This is a genomic window from Companilactobacillus bobalius (assembly GCF_002179915.1).
Taxonomy (GTDB): Bacteria; Bacillota; Bacilli; order Lactobacillales; family Lactobacillaceae; genus Companilactobacillus; species Companilactobacillus bobalius.
Map to the genome: position 1 here is coordinate 257,474 of NZ_MYFM01000001.1, position 22,049 is coordinate 279,522.

14 protein-coding genes are annotated in these 22,049 nt (G+C 34.1%); 8 read left to right on the forward strand and 6 right to left on the reverse strand.

Annotated features, from left to right (window positions below; genetic code table 11):
• Window positions 1-117: 117 nt before the first annotated feature.
• Complete coding sequence (locus LKACC16343_RS01215; RefSeq protein ID WP_056952554.1) at window positions 118-1,308, forward strand: MFS transporter; 1,191 nt, start codon at window positions 118-120, stop codon at window positions 1,306-1,308.
• On the opposite strand, the gene LKACC16343_RS01220 is transcribed toward LKACC16343_RS01215, so the two are convergent.
• Window positions 1,301-2,284, reverse strand: coding sequence for an AraC family transcriptional regulator (locus tag LKACC16343_RS01220; protein WP_056952552.1), 984 nt, complete (start codon window positions 2,282-2,284; stop codon window positions 1,301-1,303). The genes LKACC16343_RS01215 and LKACC16343_RS01220 overlap by 8 nt on opposite strands.
• 71 nt (window positions 2,285-2,355) lie before the next feature.
• Between LKACC16343_RS01220 and LKACC16343_RS01225 the strand changes: the two genes are divergently transcribed.
• Window positions 2,356-4,989: an alpha-L-rhamnosidase gene (locus LKACC16343_RS01225; protein WP_056952550.1), complete on the forward strand. Its 2,634-nt coding sequence runs from the start codon at window positions 2,356-2,358 to the stop codon at window positions 4,987-4,989.
• Between the two features lie 80 nt (window positions 4,990-5,069).
• On the opposite strand, the gene LKACC16343_RS01230 is transcribed toward LKACC16343_RS01225, so the two are convergent.
• The 3 genes from LKACC16343_RS01230 to LKACC16343_RS01240 are packed head-to-tail and all read right to left on the reverse strand — an operon-like array spanning window position 5,070 to window position 11,140.
• Window positions 5,070-6,620, reverse strand: a complete 1,551-nt coding sequence (locus LKACC16343_RS01230) for a glycoside hydrolase family 43 protein (RefSeq protein ID WP_056952549.1) — start codon at window positions 6,618-6,620, stop codon at window positions 5,070-5,072.
• Entirely contained in the window at window positions 6,601-9,426 is a 2,826-nt protein-coding gene (locus tag LKACC16343_RS01235; RefSeq protein WP_056952547.1) for an alpha-L-rhamnosidase, read from the reverse strand. The genes LKACC16343_RS01230 and LKACC16343_RS01235 overlap by 20 nt, the downstream gene beginning before the upstream one ends.
• 10 nt (window positions 9,427-9,436) lie before the next feature.
• A complete protein-coding gene (locus LKACC16343_RS01240; RefSeq protein WP_056952545.1) occupies window positions 9,437-11,140 on the reverse strand; it encodes a glycoside hydrolase family 3 protein in 1,704 nt (567 codons plus the stop codon).
• Between the two features lie 143 nt (window positions 11,141-11,283).
• On the opposite strand from LKACC16343_RS01240, the gene LKACC16343_RS01245 reads away from it, so the two are divergent.
• Window positions 11,284-12,318: an AraC family transcriptional regulator gene (locus LKACC16343_RS01245; protein ID WP_056952543.1), complete on the forward strand. Its 1,035-nt coding sequence runs from the start codon at window positions 11,284-11,286 to the stop codon at window positions 12,316-12,318.
• A gap of 165 nt (window positions 12,319-12,483) precedes the next feature.
• Entirely contained in the window at window positions 12,484-13,677 is a 1,194-nt protein-coding gene (locus tag LKACC16343_RS01250) for an MFS transporter (RefSeq protein ID WP_056952542.1), read from the forward strand.
• A gap of 63 nt (window positions 13,678-13,740) precedes the next feature.
• On the opposite strand, the gene LKACC16343_RS01255 is transcribed toward LKACC16343_RS01250, so the two are convergent.
• Window positions 13,741-15,141 carry a glycoside hydrolase family 1 protein gene (locus LKACC16343_RS01255; RefSeq protein WP_056952540.1) on the reverse strand — a complete coding sequence of 467 codons (1,401 nt, stop codon included), beginning with the start codon at window positions 15,139-15,141 and terminating at the stop codon, window positions 13,741-13,743.
• 85 nt (window positions 15,142-15,226) lie between these two features.
• Between LKACC16343_RS01255 and LKACC16343_RS01260 the strand changes: the two genes are divergently transcribed.
• Together LKACC16343_RS01260 and LKACC16343_RS01265 are read left to right on the forward strand one after the other, a co-directional pair.
• On the forward strand, window positions 15,227-15,925 hold the full coding sequence (locus LKACC16343_RS01260) for a MurR/RpiR family transcriptional regulator (protein ID WP_056952538.1): 699 nt from the start codon (window positions 15,227-15,229) through the stop codon (window positions 15,923-15,925).
• A gap of 80 nt (window positions 15,926-16,005) precedes the next feature.
• Window positions 16,006-17,277: a PTS sugar transporter subunit IIC gene (locus LKACC16343_RS01265; protein ID WP_056952537.1), complete on the forward strand. Its 1,272-nt coding sequence runs from the start codon at window positions 16,006-16,008 to the stop codon at window positions 17,275-17,277.
• A 42-nt stretch (window positions 17,278-17,319) separates the two neighbouring features.
• Here the strand turns inward: LKACC16343_RS01265 and LKACC16343_RS01270 are convergent, their stop codons facing one another.
• Window positions 17,320-18,306 (reverse strand): AraC family transcriptional regulator, encoded by a 987-nt coding sequence (locus tag LKACC16343_RS01270; RefSeq protein WP_056952535.1) that lies wholly within the window; start codon window positions 18,304-18,306, stop codon window positions 17,320-17,322.
• A 123-nt stretch (window positions 18,307-18,429) separates the two neighbouring features.
• On the opposite strand from LKACC16343_RS01270, the gene LKACC16343_RS01275 reads away from it, so the two are divergent.
• Together LKACC16343_RS01275 and LKACC16343_RS01280 are read left to right on the forward strand one after the other, a co-directional pair.
• Window positions 18,430-19,716 carry a PTS sugar transporter subunit IIC gene (locus LKACC16343_RS01275; protein ID WP_234032566.1) on the forward strand — a complete coding sequence of 429 codons (1,287 nt, stop codon included), beginning with the start codon at window positions 18,430-18,432 and terminating at the stop codon, window positions 19,714-19,716.
• Window position 19,717: 1 nt separating this feature from the next.
• Window positions 19,718-21,988 carry a family 78 glycoside hydrolase catalytic domain gene (locus tag LKACC16343_RS01280; protein WP_056952533.1) on the forward strand — a complete coding sequence of 757 codons (2,271 nt, stop codon included), beginning with the start codon at window positions 19,718-19,720 and terminating at the stop codon, window positions 21,986-21,988.
• Window positions 21,989-22,049: the final 61 nt, after the last annotated feature.

Consider the following 22,049-nt stretch of genomic DNA (forward strand, 5'->3'; position numbering starts at 1 on the left):
AAGGTAATAATCTTTGATTACAACACTATCTAACTTCGAAAAATGGATTTTTGGTTTTGCAAGTAAGCGCTAACATATAATTTGTAAAAAACAAAAAACGTTTAGGAGTTGATTTTAATGAGTAAGTTACGTGTTCGAGTCGGTATTCTAAGTATTGCTTTATTATCAATGTGTGGGATTGTGATTACCCCAGTTTTTAGTGAAATTATTCAAGCTTTTCCTAAAGTACCTGCCACTACAGTTCAAATGATTGGCTCACTGCCAAGTCTAGGGCAACTTATCATTAGTTTAATTGTTGGTAGATTAGCTATGAGTATTCCTAAGAAAAGGTTGGCTTTAATTGGTGTTATAGCTGTTATTGTCGGAGGGATAGTTCCTATTTTCTGGCATAGCCAGATTATTGTTTTACTTGTATGTGCCTTTATTGTTGGTATTGGAGTTGGTTTTGTATCAACTTTAACTCCAATGTTGATTTCAATTTTCTTTAAAGGTGAAGCTAGGGCCTCAATGATGGGTTTCAACACCGCATTTAATTCTCTAGGTGCAGTATTAATGATGTCAGCAGCCGGAATCCTCGGAAGCAAAATGTGGTTCCATTCTTACTATGTCTTTTTATTAGCTGTATTGGTATTCTTCCTGGTTCTCTTTATGTTACCTCTAGATAAAGTTGAAAAGGTTGATACAAATTCAATCCAAAAGAAAGTTTCAACCATCGATGTTTTAAAACAGATGAATAAATATGTTTTTGCAATCGCCGGATTAGTCTTTCTAACTATCCTTTTCTATACAGCATTTTCAAATAATCTCTCTATTTTAATTTCTCAAAAACAAGTTGGTGGAACATCCCTTGCTGGTATTCTTAGTTCATTCGGAACTCTTGGTGGAATGATCACAGGATTCTTAATGGCTTATATTAGAAAGATTGCACATAAACATCTTTTGGAAATGAGTGCCTTATTACTAACAGCTTCATATTTTGTTATGTTTCTATCTAATTCAATCCCATTTCTATTCATTGGTGCATACTTATCTGGTATGGGGATGTGCATTGCCATGGCGACAGCGCCTTATGAAATTCCTATTTTGACCAATGAAGAACAGAATTCTTTAGGTATGTCATTATTTATTTTTTCCAACGCCTTAGGGGGCATCGTTAGTCCTATTATTTTGGGTTGGTTTAACGTTACCGCTGGGTTACAGACTTTTTTGGTTATTGGAATTGCTATGCTTGTGATTGCTCTCGTTATGATTTTCTTTAACTTTAGTAAAAAGGTTTCCAATCAAGGTTCTGTAAAGACTTCTAATTAGCTTGATTTTTCTTACGATACTGAATTGGAGTTATTTTGAAAAACTTTTTGAATTCTTGATAAAAGTAGGAAGTGTCAGAATAACCGATATGTTCAGAAATTTGAGATACGGTATCATTGGAATGAATCAGGTAAGCCGCTGCAGCGTTCAATTTTTGCAGAGAAATAAGTTGCGAAAAGGACATCCCTGTGGCCGATTTTAATTTGGCCGACAAGTAATTAGGGTGAAAGTGAAATACTTCTGACATTTGTGTCAACGAAAGATTTCTATAATTATTTTCAATATAAATCAACATATCAAATACATCGGAAGTATCATTGGCGATAACATTTGGTTGTTGAGACTGTCGTAAGCGAATTAACTCAACTAATAATTTCAAAACATCGAGATTAATGATTTCCTGACTACCAAAATCAGGCTTGTAATACTCAACAATAATTTCAATCAAAGTATCTTGAATGGCAGGATTATTAGTTGCATTGAAAAAACTATATTCAGCTTGATCAATATTGTCATTTTGCAAGATAGTAAATAACATTTTTGCCACGGTACTCAATTTTCGCAAAACCATCAACCGTTCTTCAGTTAAAAAGTTGCTTGTAATAGCTAAATTGAAGATAACTGTTTTAGGGTTATTCAAGTTTAAACAGTGAATCGTATTTTGCCCCATTAATAGAATTTGTCCGGTCGATAACTTGATGGTTTTGTTTTTAACCATAATTTCGGCCTGACCAGATAGGACAAACGTCAATTCAATATAATTATGCAAGTGCCACGGAGTTTGTCCCAACGGCTGCCTAGAAATAGCAATACTTTGTTCAACTGTATTTAATTGATGATCTATTCCATCAGATAACGTTCGATAATATCTAAAAACTTTTCCATATTGAGTCTGATTAAAATATTTTGGCTCGAATTTATCCAAAGTCGTAACAACCGGTATCTGGTCGATAATTGTTTTTAAATTTTTATCCATTTGTCCATCCCAAAATCACATTATTAATTAAATTATATTATGAATATTTATTTTTAACAGAGGAGATATCTATGAAAATTACTTCAATGAAACTTAATAACTTAACAACTGGAAATGACGATATTGTTGTTCCTTTAAATAATCTCAAATTTGAATGGAGTGCTGAAAGTAACAAGAAGAACAGTTTACAGATCTCATTTGAGATAATCATTTCGAATGAAGTGGGTGAAGTAATTTACACATCAAATCAAATTAAGTCAGATAATAATCAGTTTCATCTTCATTCAGCGGAACTACAAGATCATACAACTTATACTTGGCAGGTTCGTATTACTGACAATTATCAGACAACTAGTCCTTGGTCTCCCAAGATGGTATTCACAACAGCGTTGAAACATTGGGATGCAATATGGATAGAACCTAGGCAAGACGATGTTGTTGAAGAGGCGCCTTTAGATTTAGCAGCTATGTTTGGTGGTAAACCGATGCCTAAACAAACGGCTCCAGAACAGAGATTACGTCCTGTCCAATACCTTCGTAAGAATTTTGAATTAAAGAAGGCGGTCAAAAAGGCTCAGTTATTCATGACGGCACATGGTATTTATTATCCTCTGATTAATGGTCAAAAAATTACTCAGGCCCAATTCATGCCTGATTTCACCTCGTATAAAAACATCTTACAGTATCAGTATTTCGACATCACCAAATTTTTGGGAACAGATAATGATTGGACGGTAGTTTTAGCCGATGGCTGGTATTCTGGTCGTATCAGTACTACTGGTAATGGCGGTCAATTTGGAAACAAAAATGGTATTTTGGGAGAAATTATTGTTACATATGCTGACGGAACTCAAGATATTATCAAAACTGATCAAGATTTCAGATCAACCACCGGTAAATATGTTTATAGCGATATCTTCATTGGAGAAAAACAAGATCTTCGTCAAACTCCGGATTGGAACAATAGTCAAAAAGTGGATGAAGTTTCGTATAACTTGGATAATCTTACTCCTCAAGACGCACAATATGTTCACCAATTACCAGGTATTTCTGCAAAGAAGATCTGGCATGATGGAGACGCTATTCTAGTAGATTTTGGACAAGTTATTGCTGGAAAAATTAAGTTGTCAACTTATTTAGGTGAAGGAATTTCTATCAAAATTGAGCATTCTGAAGTCCTAGATAAAGAGGGACGTTTCTTTAATAACATTACCGGTCGCAATAAGGATCAAACAGATTACTTTGTTGGCCGAGGGAATTTTGAAACACTGACCCCTGACTTTACTTTCCATGGTTTTCGTTATATTAAAATAACTGGTTTGACGCAAACTCCATCACTAAATGAAATCGAAGCTTTACCTTTAATGACGAAAATGGAAGAGTTAGGTTCACTTGAAACTTCAAATAAAAAAATTAATCAATTAATTAAAAATGTTCAATGGAGTCAAAGAGGCAATATGTTGTCAATTCCAACCGATTGTCCTCAAAGAGAACGTGCCGGATGGACAGGAGATGCCCAAGTTTTTGCACCAACGGCCTTATTCAATATGGACGTAACAGCTATGTTAAAACGTTGGTTAGAAAGTGTCAGAGCTGAACAAAGGGTTGATGGTCAAATTCAAGATTACGCTCCAGCTCCAAAAGAATTCTATACTTCCAGTCCTCAATTTACTGGTACTTATTCTTCCGCAGGATGGGGCGATGCGATAATTATGCTTCCTTGGACGATTTACAAAAATGATGGTGACATATCCATTTTGAAGGAAAACTATTCGGCTATGCAAAAATGGCATGACTACGCCGTACAAAGTGCCGCTGAAGATAAAAGTGATGATTCTAGTCAATATATCTGGGATACTAAATTTCATTACGGTGACTGGATGTTTCCTAGTTATATGTTAGGGAAAGATGCCCTAGGACCAATGGAAACAGCTAAAGCCACTAAAGATGTTGTGGCAACAGCTTTTCTAAGTTATACCAGTAGTTTACTTTCCCAAATTGCTACAGTTTTAGGCGATGAAGAAAATGCTCTTGACTATCAAAATTACGCAAAAAATGTAGCAACGGCTTTCCAAAAAAATTTTTGGAAGAATCAAAAACTTGCCGCAGAATTTCAAGGTTGCTATGTCTTAGCAATAGCTTTTAATTTGTTAGATAAAACAGCCACAGAACAAGCCGTTGAACATTTAGTGACAATGATTCATGACAATAATGATTGCTTAGATACAGGATTTTTAAGTGTTCCATATCTATTAGATACCTTGTGCCAATACGGTCACAAGGACTTAGCAAAAACCATTCTTTTACAAACAAAAATGCCTTCTTGGCTTTACGAAGTTAATCATGGAGCTACCACCATTTGGGAATCATGGGGTGGCATTGCTCCTGATGGTTCGGTAGGAACATATTCTTTTAATCATTATGCGTTTGGTTGTGTTGAACATTGGATCGTAGAAAATATTGGCGGACTATCACCAATTGAACCAGGATATCGTAAGTTTAAAATTACCATTCCGGATAAATCACAATTCACTAGTTCAAAATTGAATTATCGTTCAACTAGAGGATTGATCAAAGTTAATTGGAAATATGTTGATGACGATTTAAGAATTCAAATACATGTACCATTCAATGCCACTGCCCAATTGATGATGAAACATCAAACAAAAGAGCTAGGTAGCGGGGACTATGAATTTAATATTTAAGTGAAAAGAACAGGATTAGGAAAACTAAATTTCCTAATCCTGTTCTTTTTATATGTATATGGTTAAGTGAGGTAAAACTATTATTCTTCCTTATTAATAGGGAAGCGACGTGCTTTATTAACGGATAACTTCGAATCTGTACCTAGAGCATAGATCCCCAATATATCTCCAGTATTCAAAGCACTGATGGCTTCATTTGAAAAATGCATTGCGGCAACTTTGAAACCTAAGTTTTTGTTGTCGATAGTTTGTACTAAGAATTCTTTGTTGGAAGGGTGATTGATAATACTGAATTTCTTTGGTAATTTATTAATTTCAGCAATTTTTTCTTCAACAACTAAGTCAAAAACATGAACTGTTTTAACCAAATCAAAGTGATCATTCTCATTTTTCTTGATCGTCAAACTGGCAAAATGAGTACTGTCGATTGTCACAGCGACACCAATCTGACCATCAGTTAACTGACAATTGTCGACGTTTAATTCAATCTCAAAAGTTTCATCTGGTTCAGTTTGTCTCAAACCTAAGAATGAAGGTGTATCAATGTCTGAAAGGGTTGAGTCAGAACTAGTTAATGTTAAATTATCACGCTCAATTGTTAATCTATCATTTAATGAGTTTCTCAATGAGACCCACTCAGGATTTAAAATTCCATTTTTAAAAGAATCTGTGAAATCATTTAAATTTTGAGGTTGCAAAGTTTTAGCATGTTCTGGAAATTCTGACATATCGACTGTTTCTGTAGGAACACCCTTATTAACAACAGGCCAATCGCCATTCCAATCAACAGGATAAAGTAACGTTTCTCTTCCGGTATTAGTGAAAGTTTTGAAATTTATGTTGATAGGGCGGGTGCCTAAACAAACCAGCCACCAATTTTTATTTTCATCTTGGAATAAATCACCGTGACCAATGTTTTGTAAAGGTTCATCAGCACGATCTCGATTAGTAAAAATCGGATTAGTAGGACAACTCTCGAAGGGTCCCCAGATACTCTTACTTCTAAAAATGGTAATCATGTGACCCAAACCGGTTCCACCTTCGGCGGCTAAGAGGTAATAGTAGTCAGATTTTTTAATGATATGTGGACCTTCTACATCACGACCACCTGTGCCAGCAGTCAATACCTTAGGGCCATCCAAGATACGACCAGTATCTAATTCAATTTCAACTTGTTGTAAGGCCTTTTTTCCAGATTCAAGGTAACCGGTGTATTGAACATAGGTATGATCACCCTCAAAGAAGATGTCAGGATCAATCCCGTTAACATTAATATTGATGCGTTCATCCCACGAAATGTTACCATCAGCTGTTAAACTTCCAGTGATAATAAATGTTTTGAATTCAGCAAAATTAGTAGTGATCACATAAAATTTATCATTATGATATCTGATACAAACGGCAAAAATACCTTCATTAGATTTGGATTTCGTTAAGTCAGCTTGAGAGTGTTTAGTTGCCACACTAGGTAATGTTTCCCAATTGAGTAAATCAATGCTTCTGGCTAAAGTTATTCCTGGATAATATTCAAAAGTACTGTTGACCATATAATAATATTTGCCAACATGAACGATACTAGGATCAGGACGCATTCCTCTAATTATTGGATTATTATACTGTTTCACTAACATCTTGAGCCCTTCTTTCACTTAAAACAGGTGTACTTGTAAGGATTTGGTTGATCTGCTTCATCTCCGAAGTAGGGATATTGATGAATGGGAAGAGCATATTGGCTTCCTTAATCGACATATGTCCCAATCGATCAACATTTTCAGGATCATTGAACATATCTAATTCTTTTGTGACTGATTTGATCTTATCAAATAATTCTTTATCGGCTGTGATAGATGCAAGTTTGCTGTCTATGGTGTATCTGCCAATATAGTCAGAAGTAGGGATATATGAAATTTCGTGATGTCCATTTGTTAGAGTAATTACTTGATCAGTTACTTTTTGGTCATTAACTATAACATTAGACCCAACTCTTGGAAGAGTTAGTTTTACGGTTTGACCATAAGGCACATCAATTTGTAATGCGATAGTGTGGTTTTCATCTGTTTCCAGGTCATACTTGATCTTCAAATCACCATAAGAACTGTCGTAGTGACCACTAATATGTTTCAATCGGTAATCAAATTTAGGTTCAACATAAACAGTTTGATAACCATTGTCTTGATCATGAAGTCCTAGAACGTACTTATAAGCCCATTCCATAATGGCACCAATTGAGTAGTGGTTGAGTGAATTCATACCTTCTGGATTCATTGATCCATCTGACAAAACAGAGTTCCAACGTTCCCAAATAGTTGTTGCACCTAACTTAACTGCGTAGAGCCAACTTGGATAATCTTCATTTAGGAAGATCTTTGTTGCTAACTCATGTTGTCCATTTTCAGATAGAACTTGGCATAAGAATGGGGTACCAACGAATCCTGTTTGCAGATGATCGTTATCTTTCTTCAAACGTTGAACTAAATCAGCGACAACACGTGACTTCAAATTTTCGGGGACAAGATTGAATTCAAGAACTAGGGCATAAGCTGTTTGTGTATCAACGGCAACACGACCAGTTTCAGTAATGTATTCTTTCAAAATATTTTGTTTAATATCTTTACACAAATCCGTATAGAATTTATGATCTTTTTCGTTACCTAAAATTTTAGCTGTATTGGCTACAATGCTTGATGAGTAATAGTAATAAATGGAAGCAATAAAGTCTTCATCAGTTTTACCATTTGGTACAGCTGGATTTTCACTGTCGAGAGATAACCAGTCACCAAATTGGAAGGATCCTGTCCAAAGTCCAGTGCCACTCTTTTCAACATTTCTATGAATCCAATCGACCCAGCCTTTCATACTGGAATAGTTTTGTTTCAAAATGGCTGTATCACCGTATTTACTATACATATTCCAAGGAATAACAGTAGCAGCATCGCCCCAAATTGCAGCTCCACCTTCATCAACGTGAAGGGAAGGAGCGTACATTGTTAACATACCGTCGTGACTATCTTGTTCTACCTTCATATCTTTAGCGTACTTTTTAAAGAATGCATAAACATTCATATTGAAAGCTGAAGTATTAGAGAAAATTTCAGCATCTCCGGTCCAACCTAAACGTTCATCACGTTGAGGACAATCCGTTGGTACATCAAAGAAATTACCCTTTTGACTCCATTGGACATTTTCAAATAAGCGATTAACTTCCAGATTATCGGTCTTAATAGAACCAGTCATCTTCATATCGGAATAAACTACAGCGGCACGAAAATCTTTTAATTGTAGCGGTTGGGTATTTCCAGAAACCTTGATATATCTATAGCCATAATAAGTAAAGTGTGGACGAATCCACTTATTAGTACCATCTGAGATATAAGTGAAGGCAGCTCTTGCTTCGCGTAAATTATCACGATAGAAGTTACCTTGTTGAAGAATTTCACCCATTTGAATAGTAATCTTAGTTCCCTTAGGCTCACGGTTATAAAATTCAATGATACCAACATTATTTTGTCCAAAATCGATAACTTGTTCATCTTTAGGTGTATGAATCAATTCTTTAGCGGGTAGGTACTCTTGAACTTTAAGCGGCAAACTTAATCTATCAGCTAAAGTATCAACAGGGTAGTCCAAGACACTAACTTTAACCCAATTGTCAGGAATAATTGTATCGTCGATATCTTCACCATAATAAATAGCAGACTTAGTAACTTTTCCGGAGGCTGTTAACCATCGATCATCAGTATTAACTATATCTTCAGTGCCGTCATTGTAGAGTAGATGTAACTCTAGAATAGCACGCTGTTGATCACCATAGATCTTATCTCTACCACCATCGAAGCCTAGATTACCTTTATACCAGCCATCACCAAGGGAAATTTCAACTGTGTTATTGCCTTGAGCAAATGCATCGGTAGCGTCATATGTTTGAACTTGAATCAACTTATCATAGTTAGTTGTTCCAGGAGCTAAGAGTTCATCACCAATTTTTTTATCGTTAATATTCAATTCATAGACGCCCAAACCTGACATGTAAATACGAGCTGATTTTACTTCTTTGGGAAGTTCTAAATTACGTTTAAGAAGGGTATTCTGAATATCCTTATTATCGTTACCGATCCATTTAGCAGAGAAAGGTTCATTCATCTTGCCGGTCTCAAAAAAACTAGTTGCGGAAGCAGAGGTATTTTCATTAATATTTCGTACGCTTATGGTGAAATCATATCTAGTTCTTGGCTCTAGTTTTAAATCAGGTTGGAAATAGTTATTCGTATAAACTTGCCAATCAGTTTGATAAATGGGATTATCATCAACAAAAATTTCTAACTTCTTCTCCAAAGATATATTTTTTTCAGAGTTTACCGCAAATTCAATTTTAAGATCACTAAGATCAAATCCTAGTGGTTCAGTCATATGGTTTACTTGGATGTTTTCAATATTCATTTTTTCTACCTCACAGTCTAGTATCTAATCTATTACAAAATGGATCTACAGGGCTCTTACCAAGAAATTCTTCTTGCCCAGTAATTTTCCTAATAACGGCATCGATTGATTCAGGATTACCGGTATAAGCATTAATCATTGTTGAAATATCTGGAATATCAAAGAGATGGTATGGATTACACATGGAAATAAACAACGTTGGAATAGAACGCATATACCAAGGAGCATCAGCGGCCATCAAATGTATCCAATCAATTCTGGTTGTTGTCTGATTACTTGCAGTTTCGATATTGGCCACATAAATAGCCAAATCAAATTTATCCTTTAAATCTTGAATTCCTTCTTCAAATACTTCGTGAAAATCTAAATTCTTACGATCAAATAGTGAAACTTTAAATCCTTGGGCCTCTAGTTCTTTCTTGAAAAGGGAAGTTACATGCCCACCTTCTTTAAAACCACCATCGTCACTGTCACCAAGGACGACCAGACGGACACGAGGATATTTCTTACTATTAACGGGCAAAATTTTATCTCGATCTTTAACCAAAGTAACTGCATGTTTAGCTAAATCAACGGTTCTAGCTTTATGATCCTCTAACTGTAAGTCTAACTTTTCAGGAATCTCTTGAATCAATTGATTATCTGTATTCATGACGCCTTGAGCTAACTTAGTACCTAAAATACGACGAATGGCTTCGTCAACACGTTCCATTGAAACAACCCCGTCGTTTACGGCATCTGTAAGGAACTTATAATCTTCGTCAATGTTCTTATTGAAGAGAATCATATCGATACCGGCATTGATTGTAGCGGGGATGGCTTGTTCCCTTGGCAAGATGGAAGTATAACCAAGCATTGGTGTAGCATCAGTAATTGTCATTCCATTGAATTTCAATTCTCGATGCAATAAACCATCAATTAAAAGTTTTGAAGTTGAAGCAGCGCGTAGATCTTTGTCCTCAATACCGGGGTCCAACTTACGTTCCCAAGCTGGTTGCATGATATGAGCAATCATAACAGCAGGCAGTCCACGTTTGATCAAATGACGATAAATTTGACCATAAGAATTCATCCATTCATCAGTTCCCAAAGAATTAACTGAACTAACAAGGTGTTGATCACGTTCATCAACTCCATCACCGGGGAAATGTTTAGCAACAGGAATAACTTTATTGTGTTTTAATCCCTCAACTTCTGAATCAACCATTCTCATGACACGATATTTGTCGCTACCAAAAGTTCTTACATTCATGATGGGATTACGGAAGTTATTATCAATATCCACAATAGGTGAGAAGGACATGTTGTCACCGACTTGCGCAGCTTCATAACCTGAAATATCACCTAAATTATAGGCTTGTTTAGGATCATCAGTTGCGGCAACAGACATTGGACGTCCAAACCAAGTTCCTTCATTCAAAAGTCCATTACCACCAGCCTCAAGGTTAGCAGCGACAAAGACAGGAATCTTGGATTCTTTTTGAATAGTCTTGATTTCACGCTTTAATTTTTCGGCGCTGTCGGGACGATACATAATTCCACCAGGATGATACTTATTAACGAATTGTTTTAAGTCAACGGTATTCTCATCTTGACCGATTACAAAGAATAACTGACCAATTTTTTCTGGTAATGTCATTTTATTAATCTGATTATTAATATATTCAATTTGTTCTGTTGAAAGGTTATATGGTGTTTTGGTTAAATCTAACATAAAATTCCTCCACAATTTATTGATTTAACTAAATTGTAAGCTCTTGTATAAATTTCAACTATTGTCAAATAATATTATAACTATGTTCATTTCCCATATTTTTTAAAAAGCTTATAATGATTTACAAGTGAGGTAAAACTAATATGAGTAAGAGTATTATTGAAATTCTTCGTTCTAAAAATTCACCTAAAGAATTTTCTAACGTCGTCAAAAAGCTAGAGAAGGTTGAAAAAACTGAAAAAAATATAACTCCGATCAAGACTGCCAATGGGGAACCAGTTTATCGTTTCTATAATACTTATGATGACGATTTAGAATTGAACACTAATCCTATCTCCATTTCAGTACAGCCGATAGAGTCTGTTATTCCATTCCACTATCATAATTTTGTTGATATCGTCGCTCCTTTAATGGGGAATTGTACGGCCGTAGTTCAAGATAAGGAAATTGAAATGCAGCAAGGCGACTTGCTTTTTGTTGGTAATCAATCAGTTCACACGGTTAAACCTATCGGTACTGACGATATCGTAATCGATATTGCTTTGAGAAATACAGCCTTTTCTTTAAATGAACTGAACACTCTTTTACACGATAATCGTCAAACTAGTATTTCAGGGATGTTATTTTCGTTGTTATCGGATAGAAACTACGGGAAAGGCCAATATAGTTTTTTCAAAACCAATAATAATTCCAAAATAAGTCGAAATGTTTGGGAAATTATCGATGAGTATTACCATCCCGACAAGGAATCAGATAAAATCATTCGACTAGAAATCATGATTCTATTTTCACGGCTCATCCGAGAATCATATAAGACAGTTGATGTTAAATGGAAAATGAATGATAAAAAAAGAGCTAATATCTTGTCATTGTTACTTTATATTGAGAGTAATTATGCTGATATAACATTGGAAGAGATGGCTCAACACTTTGGATACAATGCCAACTACTTATCGTCATTTTTGAAAAAATCGACAGGAATGACCTTTATCAAACTGGTTCATTTGCAAAGAATTAACGCTGCCGCAGAATATTTGAATTACACTAATGCGCCAATTGACAAAATCTCTTTTAAAGTAGGATATGAGAATCCGTCATATTTCTATAAAATTTTTAAAAAGGTTTTGGGTATTTCACCAGATCTTTATCGTCAAAAAGCCCATTCTAACAACGGATAGAATAGTATCCTGGTGATAAATAAAAATATGTATTAAAAAAGCCAACCTGTGAAATGAACACAGATTAGCTCGTCTTTGGATATAGCTGAAAGGTACTTTCCAGAATATGATTAATCTGTAAATGAAAGCGCAATCATGATTAATTATAATTTGGAGGTCAGTTTCATGAATAAAAAGAAGATTCCATTAGTTCTTGGTATTTTAAGTATGAATTTGCTATTGATGTCGACATCAGCCGTTTCCGCTGCCATTGCCGCTATAGCAAAATCTTTCCCAAAGGAACCCATTTCAAAGGTTCAAATGCTTGGTTCAATTCCTCAATTAGGGCAATTGATTGCTACGGTGCTCTTTAGTTATTTAGCATTTAAGCTAACCAGAAAAAACTTAGGTATTTTAGCCGTTGCCGTTGTCGGAGTTGCAGGTTTACTTCCAGTATTTTACGGTAGTAGTTTAAATCTAATCTTAGCATGTATGGTTCTTGTCGGATTTGGTACTGGTATCATTAGTAATGTTAGTCCTGTTTTATTGCAATCAAACTTTGATGGTGAAGATCGTGCCACGGCCATGGGTTGGTCAGTCGGTGCTAATAACATTGGTATGATGCTCTTTACAGCTTTAGGTGGTATTCTTGGTGGAAGCGATTGGCATAATCTATTTTGGATCTATGCTTTCTCAATTGTTATTATTTTAATGGTATTTTTCCTAGTTCCACAAGATGTCAAACTTTCAAAGACCGCTGAAGAAAATAATCAAAAAACTAGTCTTAAAACCGTCTTTGGTTCATTAAACAAGCATGTATATTTAATTTTAGGAATTACTTTTGTCTTGTCGCTTTGCATGATGTTATTTATGACAAATCAATCTATTGTTTTAGCTGGCAAAGGTAAGGGTACAGCCTACGTCGCTTTAGTTACAGCTATTGGTAATATCGGTGGTATCGCTACAGCTGTTCTTATCAAATACATCCGTAAAATTACTAAGACTAATACTATTGCTTGGGGCTTCATTGCTTTCATGTTGTCATTCGTTCTAGTCTTATTCACAAATAATTTTGCTCTTCACATTTTAGGTAACATGTTCTCTGGTGTTGGTATCGTACTAGTAAATGCTACACTTCCATATGAACTATCAATCCTTACGGACGAAAAACAATTTACAGTCGCTATTGCTATGAATACCTTTGTTTCCTCAGTTGCTGGTATGTTTGCTCCAATCATTATTTCATTGGTTAATATCTCAGCAGGGGATGGATCATTCATCGCCGGAACTATCTTATCAGCATTAATGTTCTTATTATTGTTCATCAGTAGATTTGGTAAGAAAATTGAAAAAGTTGGTTCATTGCACGCTACTGTTTAGCTAGAAAACATTTAAATATTGATTAGAAAATCAACAATTCTATATAGGATTGTTGATTTTTTGTTAAATAGAACCATTTTCGTGTATACATTTTTGATACCAATAAAATGAATCCTTAGGAATTCTCTTTAAGACCTTTAGATCAGTGTTAGTACGATCAATAAATACTAATCCGTATCGTTTATCCATACCTTGACTGCTAGATAGAACATCAGTGAATGACCATGGATTGTAGGAAAACAGTTTTACACCATCTTTTATTGCTAAAGACATACTTTGTATCATTTGGTTTAAGTATTTAATTCTCTTTTGGTCATGAATTTTCCCATGATCAATTTTCTCCTTAAGAGCTAAGCCATTTTCAGTAATCATTAAGGGCAGGTGATAACGTTCATAGATCTTTCTGAGCGCTAAGCGTAATCCAACACCATCTATATTCCAATTATAATCTCCATATTCCGTGTATGGATTCTTATAGTATTGGGCAACACCCTTTTCACTGCGATTTTGTCGAGGTAACTCGGGCCCTTGATAATCGTCTACCTGACTGTCATCCAAGTATTGACCAACAACTTCAGAAGTATACCAATTAATAGCTAGAAAATCAGGCTTAACATTTTTCAATAGGGAAGAATCTTCTTTCTTTGTTTTAAACATTATGCCCTTACTCTTTAAGTGATTAATATAATAGGCCGGATATTTTCCATAAATTAAAGTATCAATTAAATAGAAAATACCTAAGTCGTCTAAATTCATCGCTAAAAATTGATCCCTAGGATCTGTTGAGGCTGGATATCTAGTAGGGTAGGATAAGCATGGTCCAATTTTGCCCTTTAAGTCTAGTGAATGATAAAGCTTCATAGTTAAAGCATTAGCGATGTTCATATGATGGCTAGCTTGAATACTTTGTGATAAATTATCTAACCCATTAAAAAATGGAATATTTGCCAGAACGTCTTGTTCATTAATTGTTAGCCAATATGGAATACGATCTCCAAAGTGATTAAAGCAAAATTTAGCATAATTCAGAAAGTCTTGAATAGATTCTCTTGAATAGAATCCTTGATATTGATCAATTAAACTCTGTGGTAAATCAAAGTGTAGCAATGTGACAATAGGCTTGATATTGTACTTAATCAATTCATCAATAACATTGTCATAGAATTGAACACCTTTTTTATTAACCTTGCCATTACCATCAGGAAATATTCTTGACCAGGAAAATGAAAAACGAAAACTTCTTAGACCACATTCGGCCATTAACTTAATGTCTTCTTTATAGCGATGGTAAAAATCAGTGGCCGTGGATGTATCAGTTGTATGAAATTGTTGGTTCATTTTTTTGATTCTTATATCTGCGACACTGAGTTTTCTACCATCATCGGCTATAGCTCCTTCAGATTGAAAGGCACTCATACTAGCACCCCATAAAAAGTCTTTAGGAAAATAATTTTCTGTTTCCATTACAATCACCTCTGTTAATATGAATCAAGTATAATGTTAAGTATTGATTCAAACTCTTCAACATTTGAGTAGATGGGGGATATTTATGGAATTACTAATAATTAAGCTTTTAGAATATTTAAGAGAAAACAAAGAGCATAATTCGAGTGCTTCTATTGCTAAAATCATGATTAACAATTTAGAAAAAATAAGTAAGATGTCATTAGAAGAAGCAGCTCAATTTTGTCATTGTTCACCATCGACCTTAAACAGACTTATTAAAAAAATTGGTTTTGATAATTTTAAACAACTTAGAAAAATAATTACATTACCCAAATTGGTTTATCCAACCGATGGATTTAATAACGAAGAATATAAAAAGAATGTCCTACTTAATATAGAAGAAACATCTGATTTGAATATAAACAATGTTGTTCAAAGAATACGAAATTCTGATAGAATCATTATCTTATCCTTTGCTACCAATTATCCATTTGTAACTGAATTTCAAGTTAAAATGGCATTAAAACATAAGTACGTCGAAACGCTATTTGATCAAAATGCAGAACAAGCTTTGGAAGCACTGGATCGTAATGATCTAGTAATAATAATTTCAGATCAGGGGAATTTTTTAATGAATATGAATTTGGATTCATATAAATTTCAAAAATTACTGTTGACTCAAACTATCCCTGAAAATATTAATGTATTTGACGAGGTTATAAAAATAGGCACGTATAGTTATTATGGTGAATCTAAGTATGGTCTAATGTATTTTCTAGATAGGGTCTACGAAGAATACTAAAAGTGGTCAAGTATTGATGAGTTGTGATTTGAACCCAATGCTAATCTAACATTGTTGAAAAAAAGAAAGGGTGTTCAATAATGTTTAACAAATTTAAAATTTTTTTGTCAAATGTGTTGGGTCCATTATCATCAAAATTTGGCAACAATAAAGTAATTCAAGCTGTAGTACAGGGATGTATTGATACAGTCCCCGTTACAATAGGCGTCTCTTTAATTACCATTTTAATCAACTTGCCTATCAGTTCATGGAAACATTTTCTTCTTGCAACAAACATATATAATGCTGGGCAACAAGCAACCAACGTTACTTTGTCACTCTTACCAATCTATCTAATTGTCACTGTTTCTAATGCATATAGTCAGAAAATTGGTATGAAAGGAATGAGCGGTGTAGTTATCTCCATCGCAAGCTTTTTAATACTTATTCCTTCACAATTGAAGGTAGGTAAGAATACTATTACTGCATTAACTGATAGTTATTTAGGCAGTAAAGGTATTTTCTTAGCTATGGTAGTCGGCATTCTGATTACTTATCTGTATGGAAAATTAATGCACAGTAAATTGAGAATTAATTTACCTGACTCTGTACCACCAATGGTTGCTAATTCATTAGCCTCATCTATACCTGCAGTTGTAATCCTGTCATCAGTTTTTGTAATTAAAGTCTTATTCTTATTCACGTCCAAGGGAAATCTATTTGACTCATTTAATGCCATTATTCAAACTCCATTAATGACCTTGGGAACCTCTCCAGCAGCTTATATTTTATTTAGTTTGATCTGCAATTTATTATGGTTTTTCGGAGTTCATCCTGCATCACTTACCGGATTTTACACACCTGTTGTTATTAGCGCAATTGTCGCCAATATGCAGGCATTTAATACGGGTAAGGCTTTACCATATGGAGCATTTATGGTTGTTTATCTAGTTGCCAATCTCGGTGGTTTTGGTGGTACATTGGGATTTTGTTGCTCACTGCTTTTAGCTAAATCAAAAAAATACAAAGAACTACGTAAGGTGCTCATTATTCCTAATCTCTTTAATATTAATGAGCCAATAATATTTGGTGTCCCACTAGTAATGAATCCTGTTTATTTTCTTCCTATGATTCTTTCTCAGCCAGTGGCAGCACTAATAGGTTGGGGAATCTATAATGTAGTTAAGTTCAATATTAATCCTGCATTTCAGCTAGGTTTCCCATGGGTTACACCACCAATTATTACTGCCTTTGCAGAAGGTGGAATTATCTTTGCACTAATCATTATCTTTGCCGTAGCTATTCATTTTGTGTTTTATTATCCATTCTTTAAATACGATGATAATAAAGCTTTTGAAATAGAAAATAAGTAAAATCTCCAAAAAAATAGAGCATTACTCATAAAGGGTAATGTTCTATTTTTTTAATTCATCCCGATATTTTTTAGGAGTCACGCCAACAAATTTTTCAAATCGTCTATAAAAATTGGTCATATTATTAATACCAACTTTTTCAGCAATCTCATTTACAGTTAAAGTTCTATCTTGTAGAAGTACTTTAGCTCTCTCCATACGTTGATGGTTGATTAACTCCTTAAATGTCTTACCCGTATTTTGATGGATAACTCGACTAATATGAGAGGGACTGTAATTAATTTGCTGACAAAGCTTATTCAATTCGCCCTCCTTATAATTTTTCTGAATATACTTGTTAACCTCAGAGATAATTTTTTGAATGTGTAAATTGGAGTTATTAAAACTCGTTTCAACTGGTTGTAATCGAATCAAGGTCATAAATATTATCATAATGTAATTATCAATGACGGTACTGGCGAATTTTTTCTTATCCAAATCTTCGCACAATATATTCTGAATTGAATTATGAATAATTGGTAAATCATTTGTAGAAAAAAATAAAAAGTGATTATGCGCGTACTGATGGCTCATCAATTCAATCATAAAATTAGGTAGAGAATTATCTTTATCAGATTTTATAATGGTATTTTCAAAGAAATTATTATCTAAAATTATATTAATTCCTAAATCATTCTTAGAAGTAGGTAAGACCGCGTGAGGAACATACTTATCCAGTATAATTAGGTCACCTTTTTTTAAAAGTATCTTTTGACCTTCAACTAGCATTGTTATCATTCCTGAATAAACATAAGTTAGAACAATGAAATGAAAGATATGGTAAGGGACTCTGCTCATATTTCGTCGATGTAATTGAATCATATGACTATCATTATCAAATGGCCGATCGTCGTTAAAAATAAAGAGTGGTTCATTCTTATAAGGTACTGATTCATACTTATTTTGGAAATGCTTTCGTATTTCATCACTAGTAGCACGATTATAAGTTGAAGGACCTGATAAAAATTCTTCTAAATCTTGATAGTTCATCCTTATACTCCTTAAATATCAAAAAAAGATACTTTTTAAAACAGATTATCACATTGTGAAAGCGCTGAACTAATTGCTATTATAGCATTGTAAAGAAAGAATAATTCAAAGGGGTGCACTATTTTGAGTAATATTATGGATAAGTTTCAATCCTCATTAGGTAAATTATCAATGGCCTTTAATAAGAATATCTATATAAATGCTATTAAAAATGGGATGTTAGCATACATGCCATTTACAGTTATTACTTCTGTATTCTTAATCATTGGTAATTTTCCAGTTCCAAGTGTCAATGCTTGGATGGCTTCACTTTTTAACTTAACTGTTACGCAATGGTCAACTAAGCTGGCTATTGTTAACGATGCTAGTTTAGCCATTGGTGGTTTACTAGTTCTACTAGCAGTATCAAGAACACTTGCTGACGAAATGAAGATCAACGGTATGCAAGCTATGCTCACATCGGTAGTTAGCTTTATGGTTTTAACACCTTACAAGACAACTAAAGCTGGTAGTTTTTTAGATATTACAACTATCGGAGCTCAATCAATTTTTCTAGCCATTTTAGTATCTATTGCAGTTGCTGTAATTTATCGAGTAATTGACCGTAAAGGTATAAAAATTAAAATGCCAGCTTCGGTTCCTCCAGCAGTTTCATCTCCATTCGAATCGCTTATTCCATCGTTTGTAGTCATTACGCTATTTTGGATATTTAGATTAATTTTAGATAATTTTGCTAAATTAAGTGCGTTGGAACTATTTAATATGATCTTAGGAACACCACTAAAAGCAATGGGTGGTTCACTAATTGGTATTATTCTAGTTAAAATGTTTGGTCAACTTCTATGGTTCTTCGGTATCCATGGTGATTCAATAGTTAACGGTGTTATGACACCAATTTTTCAAGTTCTACAAGACGAAAATAAAACAGCCAGTTTAGCACATCATGCTATTCCTAATATTATTTCTCAGAGTTTCTGGGATGGATTTGCTAGTATCGTTGTTATCGGATCAATCTTCGCCATTATCTTAATTGCACATAGTCATCGTTATAGTGAAATGAAAAAGGTTGCTGGGATTCCATATCTTTTTAATATCGGGGAACCAACATTATTCGGTATTCCATTAATGCTTAACGTAACTTACTTTATTCCCTTACTATTCAGCAATGTAGTATCTATCGTGATTTCTTATACAGCATTTGCTCTTCATCTAGTACCGCTACCAACCGGTTTAGTACAAGTACCTTGGACAACTCCAATTGTAATTAGCGGTTATCTAGTAACAGGAAGTATTTCTGGAGCTATTTTACAACTAGTTTGTTTTGTTGCTGTCATTTTGGTCTGGTTACCATTCGTCAAAATTGCTGACAAAGAAATAATGGTCGAAGAAAAGCAAGAAGAGGAGAAATGAAATGAGTAACAAAGAATTCATCGGTAATTGGATACAAGCTCCTCAAATGGACTATGGACCTGATAATCGCAATTATTATTTGCAAAATCCTAATCCAATCTTCACACAAACTTTTGAAATCACAGATTTAAATAACATTAAATTAAAGATTGCCGCATTAGGATATTATATTGTTCATGTTAATGGCAATCGTGTCGGTAATTTTGAATTGAATAATGATTGGACTGACTTTTCTAAAAGAATTTACTACGACGAATATAACATCACTGATTTAACCAAGAATGGGAAAAATGAAATTGAAGTTGAATTGGGAAATGGAATGTATAATCCATCACCATTAAATTTATTCGGCAAATATAATTTGCGCCAACGTTTATCAAGAATAGGGGAACCAAAGTTTATACTTAATTTATTCGATAACGAAGAACTAATTCAATTTTCTAATACGGAATGGATGGTTCATCAAGGGATAATTACGATGAACAATTTATACTTAGGAGAACACGTTAACTTCACACAATCAAAAGTTAGTGATAACCCTGCAATTGAGGTTCCTATTGATGAAAAAGATCAAAAGAATATGCGTGCCAGTTTCATTCCTAAAGTAAAAAAGGCAAAAATTGTCGCGCCATTACAGGTTTCGCAAGTTGGTAACGATGTATTAATTGACTTTGGAGAGACCATTAGCGGATTCATGAAGTTAACGATTAATGGACATCAAAATCAAAATATTTCTTTAAAATATAGTGAAACCATGGAAAACGGAAAATTATTATTTAATACTTCGTATGTCGGCAATATAGGAGAAATATCTGAAATCACTGGCGGTCCAGGAGCCCCCAAAAAGGCTATTCAAGAGGATCGAATAATTTGTCACGAGGGTATCCAAACATTTGAAAATAAATTCTCATACCACTCATTTAGATATGTTTTAGTTTCTAATATTAACAAACATACTTTATCTGAAATCAAGGGTACTTATGTACATACTGACTTAGAACGAGTCGGAACAATATCAACAGACAACAATTATTTAAACCAGTTATTTGTTGCCGGAATGCGAACAAAATTAAATAATGTACATTCAGTTTTTGAAGATTGTGCTCGTGAAAGATTGCAATACGGCGGTGATATAGTTGCATTGGCCAATTCTAACTTATATAGCTTCGATCTTAAAAAGTTCTATGAAAAAACTATCTCCGACTTCGTACTTGAACAAACAGAAAATGGTGGTATCCCCGAAACGGCACCATATATGGGCATTCAAACTAATGGAACTGGCCAAGGCGAGGGACCTATCCTTTGGCAATTGGTTTTGCCATATCTTCTATGGAAGCATTACCAGTTTTATGGTGACAAAGCCTTATTAAATAAATACTATGATGCTGCTAAAAAGCAATATGATTATCTACAATCAATTCCAGTTGATCAACTAGCCAATAATTGTATAGGTGATCACGGAAGCATTCTTGTCAAAAACTTTTATGACAAAACACCAGATAAATTATTAATTGGTTATTGTACAATTCTTAGTTTCAGTATTCTTATAGAACGTTTGGCAACAGTTTTAAACAAAATCACTGATATTAATGAAATTGATGTTGAAAAAAAACAATTAATTAAAACCATCAAAACCAAATTTACAAATGAAGATGGAACTTTGGGCCAAGGAACACAAAGTGGTCTAGCCTTTGCATTATTATTAAATCTAGGCGACAAAAAGAAGCTTCTATCTGCTTTAATTAAACAAATAAAGAAAGATAAGGGATTATTTACTGCCGGAATATTTGGAATGCCAATATTGTACCGTGTTCTTCATGAAAATAATTGCGATAGAATTGTAAGTAATTGGCTTACACAAAAAAGTGAAATTGGCTTTTATAATATGCTAAATAACGGAAACCAAGTTTTATCAGAACCATTCAGAAGTAAACATTCTTCTGCTAATCACGCAATGTTCTCAAGCTATATCCAGTGGTATTATGAAGCACTCGGTGGAATACAAATAAGCGATTCATCTGTTGGTTGCTCTGATATCAGTATTAGACCTTATTTTGATACTGAAACAAATCATGTTGACTGTCAGTTGAAAACTATTTCTGGGATTATTCAAACAAAATGGCAAAGGGTTGATCAACAAATTGAACTGCAATTACAAATTCCCAAGAATATAACTTATCATTTAAATATCTCTGATAAGTACCATATAGAGTCACAAACTAAGCATATAGAAGACAACAATATTTTAATAAAGTATCTCATTACACAATAATTAATTAGTCAAAAAAATCCGCACTCAACATAAAAAGCTGAATGCGGATTTTTCATTTAAC